The sequence below is a fragment of the Chryseobacterium culicis genome, from assembly GCF_900108365.1.
Lineage (GTDB): Bacteria > Bacteroidota > Bacteroidia > Flavobacteriales > Weeksellaceae > Chryseobacterium > Chryseobacterium culicis.
The window spans coordinates 83785-105667 of record NZ_FNWQ01000004.1 but is presented as its reverse complement, the minus strand read 5'-3'; the positions used below and the strand labels follow the sequence as shown (position 1 = coordinate 105667).

Below are 21883 nucleotides of genomic sequence, written 5' to 3'. Positions count from 1 at the left end.
TAATTCAATATATGGTGAAATTTTTTATTTTCTTTTTTCCTTTGTTCCTTCTTTCACAGCAAAGAATAACTCCGCAAAGTATTGATCTGAAACTTAAAAATGCAGAAATGCTTATTTCCAAAGGGCAAACTGATCATTTTATTAAATTGAGTCATTCTATTCTGGAAGATTCTCAGTCTGCAAATTACCCGAAAGGTAAGGCGGTTGCCTTTTATAATCTGGCTACCGGCTATAATCTGAAGTATAATTTCAGCAAAAGCAATCACTATTTAAAATTAATGGAATCTGAGCTCAGCAATTTACAGGAGGATGATCAGGAAATTGCAATGAATGTATTGTACAGTAATAATTATTACGGGATTAAAATGTATGATGAGGCCATAAAAAAATTAAAGAAAAATCTAAATTTGGCTGACAGAATCGCAGAAGATTCAGTAAGAAGTTATATAAAAAGCCTCTCCCTCATCAATATAAGCAGGAATTACTATAAAAAAGAAAACTATGATTCTGCGACTTACTATAATAAAAGAGCACTGGACGAATTGAAATCCAAAAAAATTATAAATTCAATTTTGGGTACCAATTTAAAAATAACCCTGCTCAATCTGGCAGAAGTAAAGTTTTCAGAGAATAAAATTGATTCTACAGAATTTTATCTGAAGGCCGCACAATCTCTTCCAGTAACAATGGGTGATCGTGAAGATCAGACTTTTAAGATTTCAGGGCAAATTCATGAGGCAAAAAGAGAATATAAGACCGCAATAGCAGATTATACAAAATCTTTGGCTCTTGCCAGAAAATCAAAAGCTGTTAAAAAAATATCAGAATTATATGCTCTGATGTCTAAAGCCTATGAAAAAGCCGGCCAGATGGATGCCAGTGAAGATTATTTGTCTCAATATAATGCCCTTAATGACAGCCTGAAGATCATAGAGTCAAAGAATTTGGAAAATACAGTGAATCTTCTGGTCGAAGAAAAGCAAAAGCCCCTCAAGAATAAAAATAACTTTTTACTGTACAGCATACTGATGGGGATGGTATTGGTGACTGGTTCGGCTGCATTCATTCTCATCAGAATACGAAATAAAGATAAAATATTGAATGTAAAAGAACAGGAAGCTAAAATATTGAATCAAAGATTAAATTTTGCCTTTGAAGAAATCATACAGTTAGCTAAAAATAATGATTCTGAATTTTACATCCGTTTTGAAGAAGTTTATCCAACATTCTTTCCGAAATTATTGGCAATGGTTCCAGACCTGCAGAGAAGTGAATTGAAATTCTGTGCTTTGCTCTTTCTGAACTTTTCCACGAAAGATATTGCAGCGTATACTTATGTACAGCCTCAATCTGTACAAACCCGAAAAAACAGGATAAGAAAACGTCTTAATATTCCTTCCGATCAGGATATTTATACCTGGATGAAGAGTATTGATGAAAATAGATAACAGATTTACACTGTTAAAAAATAACATAGGCAGCATCTTAGATGCTGCCTATGTTATTTTTATTTTACTGATCTTAGTTAAATGCTTCAATGATTTTAGCAAAATCCTCCAGCTTCAAAGCAGCACCTCCGATAAGACCTCCGTCGATATCCGGCTGAGAGAAAATTTCTTTAGCATTATCCGGCTTTACAGACCCTCCGTAAAGGATAGATACCTCGTCAGCAACCTCCTGTCCGTATTTTGCAGCGATAATATTTCTGATGTGAGCATGGATTTCCTGAGCCTGTTCCGGAGTAGCTGTTTCTCCTGTTCCAATAGCCCAAACCGGTTCGTAAGCAATCACTACTTTTTTGATCTCTTCTGCAGAAAGCGTGAAAAGAGCTACTTCAGTCTGATTTTTTACCACCTCAAGATGCTGTCCTGCTTTTCTTTGCTCAAGAGTTTCTCCATTACAGTAAACAGGAATAAGCCCTTTGTCAAGCGCTAATTTGATTTTTCTGTTACAGTGAGAATCAGTTTCGCCGTGGTATTGTCTTCTTTCAGAATGCCCGATTAGTGAACCTGTTGCATCAATAGATTCCAGCATATCTGCAGAAATTTCACCTGTATAAGCACCGCTTTCATGCTCACTCATATCTTGGGAAAATACTCCAATTTCATCTTTTTCAAAGATGTCTTTTGCCATCATCAAGTATAATGACGGAGGAGCAATCCAAACCTCACAATTGGAAGCATTATTATTTTTATAGCTTAGTAACTGAATCATCAATTGTTGTGCATCAATTACATTTTTGTTCATTTTCCAGTTTCCTGCAACTATTTTTCTTCTCATAAGATTTTAATATAGATTTTATTTATTCTTTAATGTAAGTCGTGAAATTTGTTTAACGTCTACAATCCCCAAAGATTTTTCAGCAGAACATAGAATGTATGCTCTTCTTCAGTGACTTTATTATCAGCTTTGATCAGTGATTTTGCAAACTGAACAAACTTTACACGTTCATCTTCTGTAGAATCGTCCTGGAAACATCTTGCATGGAATTCAAAGTGGTCTTTCCATTCTTCAGGCTGCAAAAGAGCCAGAGTATCCAGCTCGTTGTCAAGGTTCATTCTAAAGGGAAATTCATCCGCCAGATATTGCTGTACCAGCATTCCTTCCTCAGGTGCGAACTCTCCGTCCACAGAAGAAAGGATCATTAATAAGTGATAACCGGCGATTGATTTATTTGATTTTTGCATGAGTTGTTGTATGTTTAAGTTTAGTGTTTAAATTCGATAATTGATAATTGGATAAAAATATTCCTTGTAACTACCCATTATTTATAATTAATTAATGTAGTCTTTTGCAGGCTGTTTGTCTATAATTTTTCCCTTTTCGAGGATCAGCACAAACGGATTGCTTCTGGCGATGGTTTTAATAGCAGTGGCATCCATCATTGCATTTTTAATAGTTTTAAATGTATTCGGATAGGTGGAAATTCCGTAGATAAGAGCGCCTTTCTGGGTATTTACCTTTGCTTCCACTTTTTGAAGAAGATCAGCAGGAACATCTTTCGGATGATAGGAGAATACCAGAACCGCTTTTGGAGCGTTGATAATCTCATTCGTAATTTCCATTCCGGTAGGATCTTCAATCTTAAATTTCACAATTTCAGATTTATAGCCTTCTTTGGTAATCACAGATTCATTTTTTCCCTCTTCAATTTTCCACGGAGAACCTTCTGCCCAGTATTCTGTTTTTTTGATGTAATCATCCTGGTTCAGTTTTATAACAGCTCCTGTTTTCTCGTTTTTAAGAGAATAGAAAGTCTTGTATTCGGAAGGATTTTTTTCAATTTTTCCCTTTTCTGCCCTGATATCAGTTCCTATTTTATAATCACGGAAATCAATGATGGGCTCGTGCATAATTCCCTGAGCCATTACATAGATCATTCCTAAAGAAAAGACTGCTAAAAGGATGTATTTAAATGTGCCGGAAGGCTCCTTCTGAGCAATCCCGTAGTCGTCTTTTTTACGAAAATCTTTTCTGTACAGAACAAAAAGGATAATGAGTCCTATCAGAAGGGCAACGTCTTTAAAGAAGCTCTGCCAAGGCGTAAATTTGATGGCATCTCCAAAACATCCGCAGTCGGTTACCACATTGAAATAAGCAGAATAGAAGGTAAGAAATCCAAAGAAAACACAAAGTGCAATTAATACGGATAAGGTAAATTTAAGCTTTAATTTAAGCAGCAGCATGAATCCTAAGAAAAGTTCCAGTACCACTACAATAATGGAAAACAGCAGGGCAAACTTTTCTAAAAATGGCATATTGAAGACCGGAGGAGCAAAATATTCTTCCATTTTGAAAGAAAAACCTACCAGATCCACAGCTTTTACAAAGCCTGAAAGGATAAAAATAACAGCAATAATAAAGCGTAATAAACCTTTGAGCATATTAAATATTTTTGGGTTCGAATTGATTTTCTTTTTCTGAGAACTTGATCAAACAAAAAACCGCGTAATTCAGCATATCGAAATAATTGGCATCAAGCCCTTCCGAAACGATCGTTTTTCCCTGGTTGTCCTCAATCTGTTTAGTTCTTAAAACTTTCTGATAAATCAGGTCAGTAATCGAAGAAATTCTCATATCTCTCCATGCCTCACCGTAATCATGGTTTTTTCTCTCCATTAAAGCTTTCGCTTCATTGGCATATTGATCATACAGACCTAAAATTTCTTCCTTATTTTCATTGAAATCATTGGAAAGCCCTTTCTCCAGCTGAATAAGTCCAATGATAGAATAGTTTACAATGGCGATAAATTCATCTTCCTCACTCTCATCCACCATCTTTGTATCAGTCATTTGCAGCGTACGGATTCTGTTCACTTTAATATAAATCTGATCCGTAATGGAGCTTGGCCGTAAAACCCTCCATGCTGCACCATAATCCTGTAATTTTTTACCGAAAAGATCACGGCACTGACTGATAACTTTCCCGAACTGTACTGATGTTTTTAGCATAAATTTTCTTAATCTTCCAAATATACGAATTCGGTTTCAGATTTTTGAGTTTGATGAGCTGAGTTTGTGAGTCTGAAGGTTTGAGGGTGGAAGAGTCTGAGGGTTTTAGGGTTGAGAGTTAATGTGTAATAATTTTTAGGGTTTGTGGGAACGAGATTCGGGATTTAGGGTGGGAGTCTTTAAAAGTTTAGGATTCTAATTCATAACTTATAATTCATAATTTCCAGAATCTATTTCTCATTAAAAACTCATAAATCACTAATTTTGCAGGATAGCCGGAATCATTCATCAATTATAAACCCATGCTCTCTAACCCTCAGACTCTTCCAAACTCAAACCCTCCAGCTCATTCAATCAACTGCAATGGTCGTTTAGTACAGCTGGATACCCCGAAAATTATGGGAATCCTCAATATGACACCAGATTCATTCTCTGATGGCGGGAAATTCAATACTGAAAAATCTGCACTGAAACATGCCGAAAAATTACTGAAGGACGGAGCAGAAATATTGGATATCGGTCCCCAATCTACACGTCCCAATGCAGAATTTTTGACCGCTGAAGAAGAAATAAAACGAATCGGAAATCTCATTTCCCTGATCAAAAAAGAATTTCCGGCGGCCCTGATTTCTCTGGATACTTTTTATGCAGAAACAGTACAATTCGGATTCAGTGAAGGGATAGATCTGATTAATGATATTTCAGGAGGTCAGTATGATCCCAAAATGTTTGATACGGCTGCGGAAACAAAGCTTCCTTACATTTTAATGCATGTGAATCCTTCCTATCAAACCATGCATGATAAAATAAAATTCGAAGATATTACGCTGGAAGTGAACCGGTATTTTTCTGAAAAAACGAAAGAACTGTTAGAAAAAGGAGTGAAAGATATCATTCTTGATCCCGGTTTTGGTTTCGGAAAAACAGTTGATGACCAGATGAAAATGATCCACGAAGTTGAATACCTTGGATTCGGAAAATTTCCACTTTTGATAGGGATTTCCAGGAAGTCATTTATTTACAAACCACTTGGCAAATCACCGCTGGACATCAATGAAGAAACACAGAAGCTTCATTGGGAAGTATTGGAGCAGGGCGCAAAGATTTTAAGGGTTCATGATGCAGCTGCAGCAAAGGAAACTGTAACCCGGTTTTTACGAAAAAAATAAAAAGTGTTAAAAAAACTTGTGAGTAATTAAAAAGTTTATACATTTGCAATATGAATTTTACGAATCAGAAAAATAGTATTGTCATTTCTATTATTGCTGTTGTCATTAGCAACAGTAAGGAAACGGCATTTTAAATAGATTTAAATTTAAATTATATATGAAACCGTTTCACATGATGAAACGTTTTTTTTTGTTTTAATTTTTATAGTAAAAAGTATGTATCAGTTATTATCAGTAATTATTATCGTCATTATTATTCCCTTGCGTTTGTGAGAAGGAAAGTGTATGACCGTACATATATTGAGCCCTCTCACAACGTGAGAGGGCTTTTTTTATTCCCATTTAATTTTTTTTTAAACCTTATAACATGTATTACAACGACGACACGACCATCTACTTTGACGGAAAATTTATGAAAGCGAAAGATGCCGGAACCGATCTTTATGGGCAATCACTTCACTATGGATACTCTGTTTTTGAAGGAATTAAATCCTACAGCACAGATCAGGGAACCAAGGTCTTCAAAGCAAAAGAACACTATGAGAGGCTGAAAAGATCAGCAGAACTCATGCACATTCCCTTTGATTATTCTGTAGAGCAGCTTACAGATCTCACCTATGAACTTCTGGAACGTAACGGTTTCACAGATGCTTATATCCGTCCGCTGGTTACGTGTTCACCCAATATGTCACTTTCAAAAGGACAAAAATCTTACCTGTCACTTCTTGCCTGGGAATGGAATAACGGATATCTGGCAGATAAAATGAAAATTATGACTTCTCCTTTTCAACGCCCTAATCCTAAAGCCTTTAAAGTTGAAGCCAAGGTAGGAGGGCATTATGTAAACTCCATCTTAGCCTGCCAGGATGCCAAAGATAAAGGGTATGATGAGGCACTGGTTCTGGATGAAAACGGAAATGTAGCCGAAAGTTCAGGTGCCAATGTTTTTTATGAAAAAGATGGGGGTTTATATACGCCGGCGAAAGGTAGTATTCTGCCGGGAATCACAAGGCAGACCGTTTTTGAAATCTGCGAAAAGCTTGATATTCCAGTGAAAGAAACCTTTTTTAAACCGGAAGAAATGCGTGGAGCAGATGCGGGTTTTTTTTGTGGTACAGCAGCCGAAATTGTTGCCCTGGATTCTCTTGATGATGTTCCATTTACAGGAAACTGGGAAGAGACCGCTAGCGGAAGAGTACAGCAGGCCTATTTGAAATTGGTAAGAGTTCTGTCATTGTAAATTTTTAAGATTTAAATATTTGATAACTAAATAAATACATGTATTTCATGAACAGTTGAATATTGTAGTTTTTAGAAAAACCGGAAATAAAAAGAATATTACAAAATGTAGTTTTGGATCGGAATTTAGTAAAGAACTTCATTTTAAGACGAGGAAAAGAACAGAAAATGCAGGAAAAATATGTTAAATAAATATTCAAAAACATTCACGCAGAACAGTGAACAGCCCGCAGCCAAAGCGATGTTGTACGGGATAGGATTTACAGAAGAAGATATGCACAAGGCTCAGGTCGGAATTGCCAGTATGGGTTATGACGGAAACACCTGCAATATGCATTTGAATGATCTGGCTCAGGTGGTAAAAAAAGGAACATGGAATCATGGATTAGCCGGATTGATCTTTAACACCATTGGAGTAAGTGACGGAATGAGCAACGGAACAGATGGAATGCGCTATTCTCTGGTAAGCCGTGATGTGATTGCAGACAGTATAGAAGCCATTTGTGGAGCACAGTACTATGATGGTCTGATTGCTTTACCCGGCTGCGACAAAAATATGCCTGGAACCATCATCGCCATGGGAAGACTCAACAGGCCGTCCATCATGGTGTACGGAGGAACCATTGCTCCCGGCTGCTACAAAGGAGAACAGCTTAATATCGTTTCGGCCTTTGAAGCATTAGGTAAAAAGATTGCAGGAGAAATTACTGAAGAAGATTTTGATGGTGTGGTAAAAAATTCCTGCCCAGGAGCAGGTGCATGCGGCGGAATGTATACGGCCAATACAATGGCTTCCGCTATAGAGGCTTTAGGAATGAGCCTTCCGTACTCCTCTTCCAATCCGGCATTAAGCAAAGAAAAACAGGAAGAATGCCTTGAAGCAGGAAAATACCTGAAAGTATTACTGGAAAAAGATATTAAACCTTCGGATATTATGACCCGCAAAGCTTTCGAGAACGCACTTCGTATGATTGTTATTCTCGGAGGAAGTACCAATGCGGTTTTACATTTTATAGCCATGGCAAAAAGCGTAGGAGTGCCGCTTACTCAGGATGATTTCCAGATGATGAGTGATAAAACGCCGGTACTTGCAGACCTGAAACCCAGCGGAAAATACCTGATGCAGGACCTTTATGAACACGGAGGAATACCATCTGTAATGAAATACCTTTTAAACCAGGGATTATTACACGGCGATTGTCTAACGGTAACAGGAAAAACATTAGCTGAGAATTTAGAAAATGTCCCCGATCTGGATTTTAATACTCAAAAAATTATTAAACCATTAGCAGAACCTGTAAAAGAGACTGGACATCTGAGAATATTATACGGAAATCTTGCCGAAAAAGGAAGTGTAGCCAAGATCACAGGAAAAGAAGGTGAACGTTTTGTGGGAAAAGCCCGTGTATTTGACGGCGAAAAAAATCTGATCAGAGGAATTCAGGATGGAACCGTACAGCATGGCGATGTCATTGTCATCCGTCATGAAGGACCGAAAGGAGCTCCCGGAATGCCGGAAATGCTGAAACCTACCAGCGCACTGATTGGAGCAGGCCTGGGAAGCAGTGTAGCCCTGATTACAGACGGAAGATTCAGCGGAGGAACCCATGGCTTTGTAGTAGGACACATCACACCGGAAGCCCATGAAGGGGGTCTTATCGCTTTTGTAAACAATGATGACCTGATTGAAATTGACGCTGTAAACAACACCATACAGCTCAAAGTTTCAGAAGAAGAAATAGAAAGAAGAAAGAAAGGATGGCAAAAACCGCCTCTTAAAGTACAGAAAGGATTGCTTTATAAATATGCACTTACAGTATCATCAGCGGCAGAAGGCTGTGTAACAGACGAAATCACTCAATAAAAAATATGGAAAACCTGAATATATCAACAGAAATACAACTGAGCGGAAGCCGGATCATTCTTGAAGCTTTTCTTCAGGAAGGAGTGAAAACCGTTTTCGGATATCCGGGAGGTGCTATTATCCCTATTTATGATGCCCTTTACGACTATAAAGAGAACCTGAAACATATCCTCGTTCGCCATGAGCAGGCAGCGGTACATGCCGCACAGGGGCTGGCAAGAGTCTCAGGAGAAGTTGGGGTTGTTCTTGCTACCAGCGGACCCGGAGCGACCAATCTTGTGACAGGGCTTGCAGATGCGCTATTGGACAATACTCCTTTGGTTTGCATTACAGGGCAGGTTTTTGAACACCTTCTGGGAACCGATGCCTTTCAGGAAATTGATGTAATGAACGTCACCAGCCCCGTTACCAAATGGAATTATCAGGTGACCGATGCCAATGAGCTTCCGGAAGTATTGGCAAAAGCTTTCTATATCGCAAAATCTGGAAGGCCCGGTCCGGTACTGATTGATGTGACCAAAAATGCTCAATTGCAGTCTGTTGCTTACAAAGGGTATTCAAAATGTCATTCATTGAGAAGTTATAAACCGAATCCGGATCCCAGTATGCAAAATATTGAAAAGGCTGCAGCGCTTATCAATAATGCAGAAAAACCATTCATTATTGCAGGACAGGGGATTATGCTGGGAAAAGCTGAAAAAGAATTTTTACAGTTTGCAGAAAAATCAGGGATTCCGGTAGCATGGACGGTTTTAGGAATGAGTGCTATCCCTACTAACCACCCACAAGCTGTGGGAATGGTAGGAATGCACGGAAATTATGGCCCGAATATCTTAACCAACGAATGTGATGTTTTAATCGCTGTCGGAATGAGATTCGATGACCGTGTGACCGGAAGGCTGGATCAATACGCAAAACAAGCCAGAATTATTCATCTAGATATTGATAACGCAGAGATTAATAAAAATGTAAAAGTGGATGTTCCGGTTCTGGGAAACTGCAAACAAACACTTCCTCTTATTACAGAAAGAATTACAAAAAGAGAACATCATAACTGGCATGAAAGGTTTAAAAAATGTCATGAAATTGAAAGTATCAATCTGATCCATACAGAGCTTTACCCGGAAGAAGGAGAAATTACAATGGGAGAAGTGATCCGTTACCTCAATGAATTGACAAAAGGTGAGGCGGTGATTGTAACCGATGTGGGACAGCACCAGATGGCAACATGCCGATACTCTCATTTCAAACATTCCAGAACCAATGTTACCAGCGGTGGACTCGGAACAATGGGATTCTGTCTTCCCGCTGCCATAGGAGCATCGTATGCAGAGACCAACCGTCCTGTTATTGCGGTGATGGGTGATGGCGGAGCGCAGATGAATATTCAGGAGCTGGGAACCATTATGCAGTACCACCCCGAGGTCAAGATTTTAATACTGAATAATTGCTATCTGGGAATGGTAAGACAGTGGCAGGAACTGTTTCATGAAGAAAGATATTCTTCAGTAGATATCCAAAGTCCTGATTTTGTTCAGGTAGCAAAGGGATACAGCATTTCAGGAAAGAAAGTATCTGACAGGGAAGACCTTAAATGGGCACTCCGTGAAATGCTTGATCACAAAGGATCTTTCCTCCTTGAAGTGATGACAGGAAAAGAACACAACGTATTTCCGATGATTCCCCAGGGAAAAAGTGTTTCGGAAATTGTATTAAATAATAAAGTTTAAAAATAAATAGATGAAAACAGATCATAAAGAATACACCATTACGGCGTACACAGAAGATTATTTAGGATTGATCAGCCGCATCAATGCTATATTTTCGAGAAGAAGAGTTTCTATGGTAACTTTTAATGTAGGTCCCTCAGAAATAGAAAAAGTAAAAAAGTTTGTCATTGTAATCAGAGAAACGGAAGATTCTGTTCAGAAGATCAGCAGACAAATGGAAAAGCAGGTAGACGTTCTCGAAGTACATTATCACAGAAATCCATACCTGAGTGCAGTAGAATATGCAAGTTAACATATCAATTAAATCACAATCAACAATAAATAAAATCAACAAAAATGGCAAAATTGAATTTTGGAGGAGTAGAGGAGAACGTAGTTACAAGAGAAGAATTTCCGTTGGAAAAAGCTCAGCAAGTATTAAAAAACGAAGTGGTAGCAGTAATTGGATATGGAGTACAGGGACCCGGTCAGGCTTTGAACCAGAAAGATAACGGAATCAATGTGATTGTAGGACAGAGAAAAAACTCCAAATCATGGGATAAAGCAGTAGCAGACGGATTTGTACCGGGAGAAACTTTATTTGAAATTGAAGAAGCATTAGAAAAAGGAACAATCATCTGCTATCTTTTGAGTGATGCCGCACAGATCGAATATTGGCCAAAAGTAAAACAGCATCTTACCCCGGGGAAAGCGTTATATTTTTCTCACGGTTTTGGAATCACGTTCAGCGAACGTACAGGAATTGTTCCTCCAGCTGATGTAGATGTGTTTTTAGTGGCACCCAAAGGTTCTGGAACTTCATTGAGAAGAATGTTTTTGCAGGACAGAGGTCTGAACAGCAGTTTTGCCGTATATCAGGATGCTACCGGAAAAGCCAGAGAAAGAGTAACCGCATTAGGTATCGCAATTGGAAGCGGGTATCTTTTTGAAACTGATTTTAAAAAAGAAGTATACAGCGATCTTGCCGGAGAGCGTGGAACATTGATGGGAGCCGTGCAGGGAATATTTGCCGCTCAGTATGATGTATTGAGAAAAAATGGCCACAGCCCTTCCGAAGCTTTTAATGAAACCGTAGAAGAGCTGACACAGTCGTTAATGCCTTTAGTGGCAGAAAACGGAATGGACTGGATGTATGCCAACTGCAGCACAACCGCTCAGAGGGGAGCTTTAGACTGGTGGAAACGTTTCAGAGATGCTACTTCGCCTTTGTTTGAAGAATTGTATGACAACGTAGCGAAGGGAAATGAAGCCCAACGCTCAATTGACAGTAACAGCAAACCGGATTATCGTGAAAAATTAGAAGCTGAACTTACTGAACTGAGAGAAAGCGAAATGTGGAAAGCGGGTAAGACGGTACGAAGCCTGAGACCCGAAAACAATTAATCCGTACAGATGATGAAAGAGGGAGTAAGTTCCTCCGTTTTAGAGCATGTCTATAAAGCGGAGGAACGATTAAAAAATGTAGTGGTAAAAACACCTTTAGCTGTCAATAATAATCTTTCAGCTATTTACGATGCAAATATCTGTTTTAAAAGAGAAGACCTTCAAAGGGTTAGATCCTATAAAATAAGAGGAGCCTATAACAAGATGGCAACGATGTCTGAAGAAGAACTATCAAAAGGTGTTGTTTGTGCCAGCGCCGGAAATCATGCACAGGGCGTTGCTTTTGCATGTCAGACAATGAAGGTGAAAGGTACTATTTTTATGCCTTTACCAACCCCGGGACAAAAGCTGGAACAGGTGAAAATGTTCGGAGGTGAATACATAGAAGTTATTCTTTTCGGAGACACTTTTGATGCGGCAAAAGATGCAGCGCTGAGGTTTTGCAAAGACCATAACAGCGTATTCATTCATCCTTTTGATGATCCGGCGATTATTGAAGGGCAGGCTACCACAGCACTGGAGATTCTGGAGCAGGCAGAAGGAATGGTTGATTATCTTTTTGTTCCGATAGGCGGCGGGGGGCTGGCAGCAGGAGTTTGTACTGTATTTCAGCATTTGTCTCCGCAGACAAAGATTATCGGTGTAGAACCTTCTGCAGCAGCAAGCATGAAAAAAGCCCTTGAAAAAGGGAAACCCGTTCTTCTGGAAAAGATAAGCCGTTTCGTAGATGGAGCAGCGGTACAGCAAGTGGGAGATCTTACTTTTGACCGTTGTAAAAATATACTTTATGATATGGCAACGGTAGATGAAGGTCTTGTATGCGAGACCATACTGTCTCTTTATAATAAAGATGCCATTGTAGTAGAACCGGCAGGAGCCCTTTCTGTAGCTGCATTGGAAAAGTACGGAGATGAGATAAAGGGGAAAAACGTAGTGTGTATCATTAGCGGGAGCAATAATGACATTACCCGTATGGAAGAGATCAAGGAAAAGGCATTGCTTCATGCCGGATTAAAGCATTATTTCCTGGTTAGATTTCCACAGCGTCCGGGGGCTTTGAAAGCTTTTGTAATGGATGTTTTAGGTCCTGATGATGATATTACCTACTTTGAATACACCCAAAAAAATTCGAAAGAAAAAGGAATTGCAGTCGTAGGAATTGCCCTGAAGCAAAACAAAGATTTCACTCCGTTAATTGATAAAATGAAACAATACGATTTTTTTGTCAACTACCTGAACAATGATCCTTCACTGATGAATTTACTTATTTAAAATTTTTAAACCAGTAAGATGATTAAGTTTTTAAGAAATAGTTAAGGAGGATATCTTCCGATATTGATTAAGCAAACTGCTTCATTCAACTGAGTTGAATCTTCACTTTCCTTAAATCCTGAATTGATCTTAACGGTTCCCAATCACATAATCATATCCAAAAGTAAATTATTTCGCATTTAAAGACAGATTCTAAAAACACAATGACGAGAAAAGCTTCACAATCTGTGAAGCTTTTTTGTTTTTTTGATAAATCAAACGACATAAGAAACTGAAGCGTTAAGAAAATGAATTCTGTGAACGTTAAAAAAACTCTACTGTTTGAGTGCGGGACAATATTTGATTCTAAACATAGAGTGTTTCCGCACGAGTTTAGAGTTTTTAGAGAACAGATTTCATTTTTAGCGGAAGTTTCTAAGTCTTGAATTTTTGATTCTTTTGTTTCAAGACAAAAGAAATATGATTAAGTAAAAATATTTTTTGAACCATTAAGGATGATTAAGTTTTTAAGAACAGTGAAGAATAATATCGTCCGATATTGATTAGGCAGAATGCTTCTTAACTTGTCTTAAATCCTCAACTCTTCTTACGGTTCCAAATTGTTTTCAATAATATAAAACGACATAAGAAACTGAAGCGTTAAGAAAATGAATTCTGTGAACGTTAAAAAAACTCTACTGTTTGAGTGCGGGTCAATAGGTGATTCTAAACATAGAGTGTTTCCGCACGAGTTTAGAGTTTTTAGAGAACAGATTTCATTTTTAGCGGAAGTTTCTAAGTCTTGAATTTTTGATTCTTTTGTTTCAAGACAAAAGAAATATGATTAATTAAAAATATTTTTTGAACCATTAAGGATGATTAAGTTTTTAAGAATAGTGAAGAATAATATCGTCCGATATTGAGTAAGCAAGCTGCTTCACTCAAATTAATTTGAATCTTAAATTTCCTTAAACCCTGAATTGATCTTAATGGTTCAATTCTTTTCCCATATAACTATCTTTCAAGCGAAAAATTCGAAATTACTTTCGGACGTTCAGTTTCGTTGGCTACTTTCCAGGATGTTCTGTACATCCATTCAGTCATTTTGTACAGCTTTTTATAATTGATGTTTTCAGATTCATCCTGCGGTGTATGATACTGGTCATGCAGCACACTGGTGAAGAATACCGCAGGAATTCCGATTTTAGCATACGGAAGATGATCACTTCTGAAGTAGAAATACTCTGCATGGCTTGGAGAATCCCAATCTTTCAGGTATTTGAATTTTGTACTTTCGTTATTCGCATCTTCAGCCATTTTTACAAGCTCTTCAGAATTTTTATGAGGAGCGTTTCCTCCTAATAAAGCGGCTTCATTGTTGTCATTTCTCCCGATCATATCACCGTTCAGAACAGCCACAATGTTTTCTTTAGGAACAACAGGGTGGGCAGCATGCCATCTTGAACCCAGTAATCCTCTTTCTTCAGCTCCATGAAAAACAAATAAAATACTTCTTTTTCCCGGCTGTTTTTTATAAGCTCTGGCCATTGCCAGCATGGCAACACAGGTACTTGCATTGTCATCAGCACCGTTGTAGATGGTGTCATTCTTTACCGGATGTCTGATACCGTCATGATCCTGATGCCCGCTCAGCAAAACATATTCGTTTTTAAGAACAGGGTCTGTACCTTCTATTTTCCCGATAATATTAACGGATGGATATTTGTATGTTTCAGTGATCAGGTTCAGGGAAGCTTTGGGATTGTTTTTTACCCAGCCCGCATTCTCTCTTTTGATCCATAAAACAGGAATATTATTGGTAATTTTCTCTCTTAATCCTTCCACACCGTAGCTTCCTCTTGTCATTTGCGGCAGCACTTCTACCCAGCTTTGCTCAGAGATGTCATCGGTAATGAAAATAAGAGCTTTCGCCCCCAGTTCAGCCGCTTTATTGTAATATTTATTTCTTACAAATCCCGGATATCTTCTTACAAAAAGCGTCATATCCTTTGAAATATTTTTGTCAGAAGCATTTACAGCAAGAACTTTTCCTTTGATATTCAGTTTGGCAAGGTCTTCGGGTTCTGCATTTCCGGCATATACTATTTCAGCATCTACAGCGGCATTTACAGGTTCCGCAACCAGAAAATCTTTCCATAGCTTAAGGCTGGTATCACCAATTTTTAGGCTGCTTTGAGGAATGACCTGATGTCTGTACATATCAAAAAACTGGAAAAAAGTTCCGTTGTCTCCCGCGGGTTTCATTCCTGCTTCTTTGGCTTTGTCGGCCAGCCACATGGAAACTTTCAATTCATCCAGCGTTCCGGCTTCACGTCCCCAAAACTGATCTGCAGCAAGCTGATACATATCGGTACGGAGATCTGCTTCCTTGATGGCAGAAACCAAAGGTTTTTTATAATTCTGAGCCCCTGAAAAGGCAAATAAGAAGAGTCCAATCAGAGAAAAAACATAATTTTTATTCATAAGAACGCTTAGTTAAAGTGAGCTAATTTTTCTGAAAACTGTTTTGAAAACTCTTTTCTGTCCTCCTCCAGTTTTTCCTGTGTAGAAGGTAAAATATAAGTAAAAAGAATTTTGTCTTCCTGGTCTAAAAAGATAATTTCCTTTTCATTTCCATCAATCATCTGTGAGAAAATCTCCCACATCGGAGTGTCTTTTAATTTTAATAATTCAAAAAACTGTTCTGCTTTGATTTCGATTTTCTGCATGTTCTTTTTATATATTATCGTTGAATATTTCTGAATTCTGATTCAAAAATAAAGATTTTGTACTTCCCGGAGTATTAAAACTCAAGAAACTTAAGCTTAAACTGGATGGCAAAATTTTCTTTGAAATGTGGTGTTGCGTAATAGCCTACTCTGTAGAACAGTCCAAGATTGAAATAGCTCGAAAGAAAATTATTCCATTCCACACCCACTTCCTGATAAAGATGGTCCAGCTTTCTGAATTTAAACTGGTGGTATTCAGGATGTTTCATATCTCCGATGGTTCCTCTCAGAACAAAATCAAAGCTGGAAATATTGTGTCCGAAACTCTTTAAATACCATGGAAGTTTGTGTGTAAAGTAGTATGCTACGAATCTGTCATTATAGTATTTTCCTCCTTCCAGCGTTGCAAAACCAAGGTAAGAAGTAAGGTTAAAATTAAAGTCTTTGCCCGGAGAGGCCAGCCCGTTCATCGTAAAGTTCTTCCAGATAGGAGCTCCGCCCAGAACAAGACCTCCATACAGACGGAAGCCTGTAGTCCCGATAGGGGTTTTAAAATTATGAACAAAAAGGGCATCAAAACGTGAATAATTAAAGTCTCCCTGCAATATTTTGTAACTCTGCTCGTAATTAAAATAGAGCTCAGGGTATTTCTGATCAATCAGAGATTTCCCCTGCGGCGTCATAATGTTCGTGGAATTAGGAGAATATTTTAGGGTGAAAAGCGTATTAAAATTTCGGTAGGATGTTCCCCGGTCTCTGAACTGATAATCGAACTCAGCCTCTTCCGTATTTCTTCTTACGGCAAGGGCAACGGTAAGTCCGTTGGTAACATCGTTCAGGTAAGATAATGACATTCCTCTGAAGTGAAAGTACCGGTCATTATTTAAATTATTCCCGAAATTCATCATTCTCATCTTGAAATTCCAGAGCTTTCGGTTGAATTCTCCTGAGGCCGTCACATCATCATACACCTCAAATCTGAAAAATGAGTTTTTCTCCAGGGTGGTCTTCATATCCAGCCCCATTCCGTACTTCCATTTTCTGTCTTTTACCCCATACGCAAAATAGTAGTCCGGTGAAAAATAAGGGTTGAAGTTTTCATTGAGCTTGGCTTTTAGACCTAATCTGAACCCTTCGTAGGAGTTATAATTGACAATTTCATCTACTGCAAAATCTACAGAACCTACCCGGATCTGTCCGTTCAGTAATCCCGATAAAATCTGGGCTTTGGTATCAATTTTATATTTTTTACCTAAACTGTCGATGGTTTTATAGGTATTTTGTTCCCTTTCGGTAAGAGGATCTGTTCTGTACTGATCCAGAGAATGGCCGTCAATATTTTTTACGGAGAAAGTATAGCCCTTGAAATCTTTTGCGTTTTCTTCAATAGGAGCTTCAAAATCAAAATATTTTGAGGTCAGAAAAGCATAAGTGCCAAAGCTTCTTTTGTCTTTCTTATCGTCTGGATGGGCTTTATCATCCATAGCCATTTTACCCATTTTAAGCTTGGCTTTTTCGTGGGCAAGGAACCATTTGTTATGATAAAATACCCAGGTACTGGTGATAATTCCGTCATTTTTATTTTTACTGAAATTCTCAATTTTTTTGAGTCCGTAAGTTTCGGTATCTATATAAATGGCACCGTTGTACTTTCTTTTTCTGTCCGGTTTTTTATAATTCACTTCACGGAAACGGATAACGAAGTTTTTTCTCCCGTCAAGGGTGACAGTGTCTGAAAGGAAGAATCTGTACAGTCCTCTGTTTTCCGGTTTTATCTGTTCCGGCACAACATCCCTGTTACTCTGCTGAAGAGCGATCATCTCATAGATAGGCTGCTTCAGGCCGGAGATTCTGTTGTCCAGAATATTGATCTTTTCCCCATATTTTTTGGAGTATAAAAATTCTTGCGCTCTCTCCCAAAGAAAAAGTTTGCTTTTTGAAAATATTTTTCTGGCGTTAATGTTATTCAGCGAGTCTTTTTCTCTTTTTTTCTTGAAGATATTAAGATCATTGAAATACTGATTAAACTGGGAAAGGCTGTCTTCATCAATATCCAGAGATATTTTTTCGTAAGATTTATAAGAATATGACCCTAAGCTTTTCGGTGAGTTTTCTTTGAAGAGTTTATTTACTTTTCTCAGAATTTCCAGAGCTCTTGGATCACTTTTATCTTCAATCACTACCGTTTCAATATCGGTAGTTTTTGAGGATTTTCTGATCAGGGAAACTTCCATACTGCTTTCCACATTAATGTTTTCTTTCTGGTAAGAATCGGCATCAATATCAATGTCTTTGCAGCCGGTTTCGAATTCAAGAATACCCTGCTGATCCGTATAACCAATAATTGCATTGCCGCATGATATTTTCGCGTTGAAAACAGGTTTTTGACTGGCGTCATCCACAACTTTAATTTTTAATTGTGAATACCCCAAAAAACTGAGCAGAAAAAATAATAACAGTAATACCCTTTTCATGTAAAAAAACTAGGTCAAAATTAATAATATTTATTGTTGTAAAAAAGTTTTTAACACAGTATAACATTGATTTAATCTAATATTTTCATGGATGTTCTGTCCATAAAAACCGATAGGCAATTCACTTAGATAGTCTTTCTGTTTTTCCGGTAAATTTCCAATAAAAAAACTCCCGGATAAATTATTTTCAGGAGTTTTAATTTTTGTTTTAAAATGAATTACTGATCATTCAGGGCTTTCATAAAATCAATAATATCATCTGTTTCCTTATCGGTAAGCTGTAAAGGCGCGTCAGAAAGGGTCTGGTTTTCTACTTTAAATCCAAAAGCTTTTCCTCCGCCTTTGTTGTAGAAATTCATCACTTCCTTCAATGTTTTGTATCCTCCATTGTGCATATATGGTGCGGTTTTGTGAATGTTTCGGAGAGTAGGAGTTTTGAAGGAGTGCTGTAACGAAGCAACCGTTTCATGAAACTTTCCTCTTCCCGGATCATGGTCAAACATTTTGTTATCTGCGTTTGTAGCCACACCCAATATTTCCTGCTCAGTTTTTTTGAAATCAGGAGGAACGGTACCGTTGAACAGAGGAATGAAGTGGCAGATTGCACACTGCGCTTTCCCGACAAAAAGATTAAAACCGCGCTTTTGACTTTCCGTCATTGCCGCTTTATTTCCCCTCATATATTCGTCAAAACCTGAATTGAATTTTGCAAGAGAACGGATATAGCTTGCCAGTACATTTTGCAGCTGCCACACCTCAGTTTTTTGAGAATGATAAATTTTTTTGAATGCAGCCTGATAATTTTTATCCTGATTGATTTTGTTAAGAATCACATTCAGGTCACCATGCATTTCTTCTTTATTGGAAATGACATCTGAGCTTTGCCCCTCCAGATCGTCTTTTCTCATATCCCAAAACTGACCGTGCTGATAACCTGCATAGTTGAGTGAAGGTGTATTTCTTGCCAGTTCAGAATTTTTAAGAGATATGGCTTTGGCAAGTCCGTCCGTAAAAGCTTTTTCGGGAATATGACAGGTTGCACAGCTTCGGTTATTGTTGTCAGATAGAAGATTGTCATTAAAAAGCTGATGTCCTAATGCTGCCTTTTCTTCCGAATATGAATATTCTTTTCCGGGAGTGAAGGCGTTGGGATTAAAAGCATTTTTACTGAAAAAAGTTGCTGCATTTTTGTGTAAGGCAGTCGTTACGTCTACATCCGGAATCTTTTCCTGTTTCTTAAAATCCAGCATCATTGCCGTGATCTTATTCAGATGATCCGGAATAAAATTGACGTAATCAAATGTATTTTTGTCTGTGTTTTTCTTCAGAACTTCAGTGGCAGAATTGATTTCTGCAACAATATTTTTTAAAGCTTTATCTTTTGACCGGCGAGTGGAGATTTGTTGCAGAGTTTCTTTTATTCCTTCCAGGGAAAAAGGCATTTCCTGCAAAAAGGTTCCCGAAACCGGAGTGTCAAAACCTGAAATTCCCAGGCTGGAAATTCTGAAAGCTTCCTGCCTCAAGGCATCAAAAACCTGATCTTTACTGATGGTGATAACCTGAAAATTAGTTTTTATGGTGTTACTTTTATTGATAAGTTTACTGAGCATTCTGATCACTTCCTCTTTATTATCTTTATCGTAAGGGTAGAGCATTTCTTCTAAGACCTGAAGTCCTTCGGGCTCTATTTCTGTATGCTCATCCATTTCTATTTCGGGAAGCGCCGGCCCGTTGATCAACCTTGCGGAGTGGGGCAGGAAATATTCTACAGCCCATTCCATTTTTTTATAGGTTTTTCTGATGTCCTGAAATTTTTTCTGAAGTAGTTTTTCATCAGTATTTTTAGAAACCAGTGTTTTCAGTTCATGGATTTTTTTTTCAAAATCAGTATTGGTTTTGATAATTCTGTTTTTTACAGAACCAAGATCTTCGTACACGGGCTGCTGTTTATCGTTTTTACAGTAGTAGAGTGTGAAAAGCGCTGCTGCACAGTACAGGAAAAGGAGTATCGGGTATTTTGAAAGCTTATTCATAGGTATGAAAAAGTATCAACAGATATTTTCTATTGATACTTTAATTTGATATGAAGGAATTAAAACTATTTTTCTACGTTTCTGATAATGACGGTCTGCCCACCTTCTTTATTGGTGTTGATGCCGGAACCGTCAGGGTTTTTGAATTTATCAAGCTGCCATGTGTGAGAATGAATATTCACAGCAAATGTATTAGGAATTCCAATGATGTCTGAGATATCAACCATTGCCCCGAATTCCCATGAACCGAATTTCTGAAGATCTCCGGATTGGTTGTAAGCCGTCTGCCATGCAGAATCATTTCTGTTATGTTTCATGTTTAACCATGGTTTGTACTGTTTTGTGGCAATATTCAGCTGCCAGATGTAAGAATCATGCTTGGCATTTTTATAATAGGAATCACCGTCTTCCTGAATGTATACGTAGTTTTCAGTTACACATAAGTTATCAGGGTTGATAAGATTGTTTCCTGGATTAGAATCTCCTTCAGCTACCACTTCCAGTTTTCCTGTCAGCATATTATTGGCGTTCAGAACAAGTTTGTATACTCTTCCCCACATTGTTAATCCGGCTTTTGGATTCACACCGTCAGAAGATTCTCCGGTAGCGGTAAAGTAGATTTCTCTTCCTTTTCCTGAACCTTTTCTGTAATCTACATCTTCCACTCTTGAAAAGCGGATGGCGTTATTATCAATATTTTTTTGGTTGATCTGAGCTCCTGTAAGATTTTTAGCGTTCGGAATTTCTACGAATTCTACATCGTAGCTGCTTCCTTTCGTCATATCCGTTTCAGTATAATTGTTGTTGGTTCTTTTTAAAGAATATAACTTACCGTTATCAAGATCTCCCTGTGTATCGGCTACGTACATGATCAGCTGTCCCGCAGACTGGTGGGAAGAAGAATAAGACTGGTCTTCGCCAATAATGATATAAGATTTTCCGTTAGAAACATCTTTAGGAAGCGGAACAGCGTTTTCCATAGAAGCCTTTCCTAAAGCTGGCTTTACTCTCGTTTTATCGGATGCCTGAGAGGCTGGCGCCAGCGGATTAAGAGCATGAACCATACTTTCTTCCCCTGATTCTCCGGCAGTAAGAAATGCACTGAAGCCATGGATTTCCGGAGTAGCCAAAGTTGCAGAACACAGTCTTGTCATTCCTCCGGTTCCGTTTAAGATATATTCTCCTTTTACAGGCTTAAAAGTTTTATCTAAATACACTCTGGATACCGATTGTTTGATCTCGTGGTTGGTGATCATCAGATACCCGTCTGAGTTAGGATCTTTCATAATCCCCATTCCGTCCGGCTGACCCCCGAAAACGAAATCGGGCGATCCCGGAAGAACATCTGAACTGGAAATAAGGGTCGTAATATTTAAATTTTCAAAACCTGGCATTCCAAAAACGAAAGCCGATTCTTTAGAAAAATTCTCAATCTTGATTTTGTCATTGACAGGGGTATTGGAATCCCCGTTATTGTCATCATTACAACCCTGAAAAACAAGGGCTGCAAGGAACAGAGCTCCAATAGTCTGGTTAATTTTCATAATTATATTTTTTTG

General features: G+C 38.1%; 17 protein-coding genes. 8 read left to right on the top strand and 9 right to left on the bottom strand.

From position 1 onward, the window contains the following. Positions 1-11 precede the first annotated feature (11 nt). The gene (locus tag BLW74_RS15510) at positions 12-1448 is read left to right on the top strand and encodes a tetratricopeptide repeat protein (protein ID WP_089693751.1); all 1437 of its coding nucleotides are present in this window, start codon (positions 12-14) and stop codon (positions 1446-1448) included. A 73-nt stretch (positions 1449-1521) separates the two neighbouring features. Here the strand turns inward: BLW74_RS15510 and tpiA are convergent, their stop codons facing one another. The 4 genes from tpiA to BLW74_RS15490 form a co-directional block, all read right to left on the bottom strand. Beyond that, on the bottom strand, positions 1522-2280 hold the full coding sequence (tpiA, locus tag BLW74_RS15505; protein ID WP_089693750.1) for a triose-phosphate isomerase: 759 nt from the start codon (positions 2278-2280) through the stop codon (positions 1522-1524). A gap of 59 nt (positions 2281-2339) precedes the next feature. After that, on the bottom strand, positions 2340-2687 hold the full coding sequence (locus BLW74_RS15500) for a tellurite resistance TerB family protein (RefSeq protein WP_089693748.1): 348 nt from the start codon (positions 2685-2687) through the stop codon (positions 2340-2342). Positions 2688-2774: 87 nt separating this feature from the next. Beyond that, the gene (locus BLW74_RS15495; protein ID WP_089693746.1) at positions 2775-3884 is read right to left on the bottom strand and encodes a BT_3928 family protein; all 1110 of its coding nucleotides are present in this window, start codon (positions 3882-3884) and stop codon (positions 2775-2777) included. 1 nt (position 3885) lies between these two features. Continuing rightward, a complete protein-coding gene (locus BLW74_RS15490) occupies positions 3886-4452 on the bottom strand; it encodes a DUF1599 domain-containing protein (RefSeq protein ID WP_089693744.1) in 567 nt (188 codons plus the stop codon). Positions 4453-4754: 302 nt separating this feature from the next. On the opposite strand from BLW74_RS15490, the gene folP reads away from it, so the two are divergent. The 7 genes from folP to ilvA all read left to right on the top strand — a co-directional run bounded on the left by folP (position 4755) and on the right by ilvA (position 13109). Continuing rightward, positions 4755-5621, top strand: coding sequence for a dihydropteroate synthase (gene folP / locus BLW74_RS15485; protein WP_449506054.1), 867 nt, complete (start codon positions 4755-4757; stop codon positions 5619-5621). Positions 5622-5988: 367 nt separating this feature from the next. Then, positions 5989-6861 (top strand): aminotransferase class IV, encoded by an 873-nt coding sequence (locus BLW74_RS15480; protein ID WP_089693742.1) that lies wholly within the window; start codon positions 5989-5991, stop codon positions 6859-6861. 180 nt (positions 6862-7041) lie between these two features. Further along, complete coding sequence (ilvD, locus tag BLW74_RS15475) at positions 7042-8724, top strand: dihydroxy-acid dehydratase (protein ID WP_089693740.1); 1683 nt, start codon at positions 7042-7044, stop codon at positions 8722-8724. A 5-nt stretch (positions 8725-8729) separates the two neighbouring features. After that, positions 8730-10454 carry a biosynthetic-type acetolactate synthase large subunit gene (gene ilvB / locus BLW74_RS15470; RefSeq protein WP_089693738.1) on the top strand — a complete coding sequence of 575 codons (1725 nt, stop codon included), beginning with the start codon at positions 8730-8732 and terminating at the stop codon, positions 10452-10454. 10 nt (positions 10455-10464) lie between these two features. Beyond that, positions 10465-10746 (top strand): ACT domain-containing protein, encoded by a 282-nt coding sequence (locus BLW74_RS15465; RefSeq protein WP_089693736.1) that lies wholly within the window; start codon positions 10465-10467, stop codon positions 10744-10746. Positions 10747-10790: 44 nt separating this feature from the next. Continuing rightward, a complete protein-coding gene (ilvC, locus tag BLW74_RS15460; RefSeq protein ID WP_089693734.1) occupies positions 10791-11837 on the top strand; it encodes a ketol-acid reductoisomerase in 1047 nt (348 codons plus the stop codon). Positions 11838-11846: 9 nt separating this feature from the next. After that, positions 11847-13109 carry a threonine ammonia-lyase gene (ilvA, locus tag BLW74_RS15455; protein ID WP_089693732.1) on the top strand — a complete coding sequence of 421 codons (1263 nt, stop codon included), beginning with the start codon at positions 11847-11849 and terminating at the stop codon, positions 13107-13109. Positions 13110-14102: 993 nt separating this feature from the next. Here the strand turns inward: ilvA and BLW74_RS15450 are convergent. The 5 genes from BLW74_RS15450 to BLW74_RS15430 form a co-directional block, all read right to left on the bottom strand. Further along, entirely contained in the window at positions 14103-15572 is a 1470-nt protein-coding gene (locus BLW74_RS15450) for a M20/M25/M40 family metallo-hydrolase (protein ID WP_089693731.1), read from the bottom strand. 8 nt (positions 15573-15580) lie between these two features. Further along, positions 15581-15817: a hypothetical protein gene (locus BLW74_RS15445; protein WP_089693728.1), complete on the bottom strand. Its 237-nt coding sequence runs from the start codon at positions 15815-15817 to the stop codon at positions 15581-15583. Positions 15818-15891: 74 nt separating this feature from the next. After that, positions 15892-18219 carry a hypothetical protein gene (locus BLW74_RS15440; RefSeq protein WP_228424933.1) on the bottom strand — a complete coding sequence of 776 codons (2328 nt, stop codon included), beginning with the start codon at positions 18217-18219 and terminating at the stop codon, positions 15892-15894. Positions 18220-18509: 290 nt separating this feature from the next. Continuing rightward, positions 18510-20324 (bottom strand): cytochrome-c peroxidase, encoded by a 1815-nt coding sequence (locus tag BLW74_RS15435; RefSeq protein WP_089693725.1) that lies wholly within the window; start codon positions 20322-20324, stop codon positions 18510-18512. A 65-nt stretch (positions 20325-20389) separates the two neighbouring features. Next, entirely contained in the window at positions 20390-21868 is a 1479-nt protein-coding gene (locus BLW74_RS15430) for an alkaline phosphatase PhoX (RefSeq protein ID WP_089693723.1), read from the bottom strand. Positions 21869-21883: the final 15 nt, after the last annotated feature.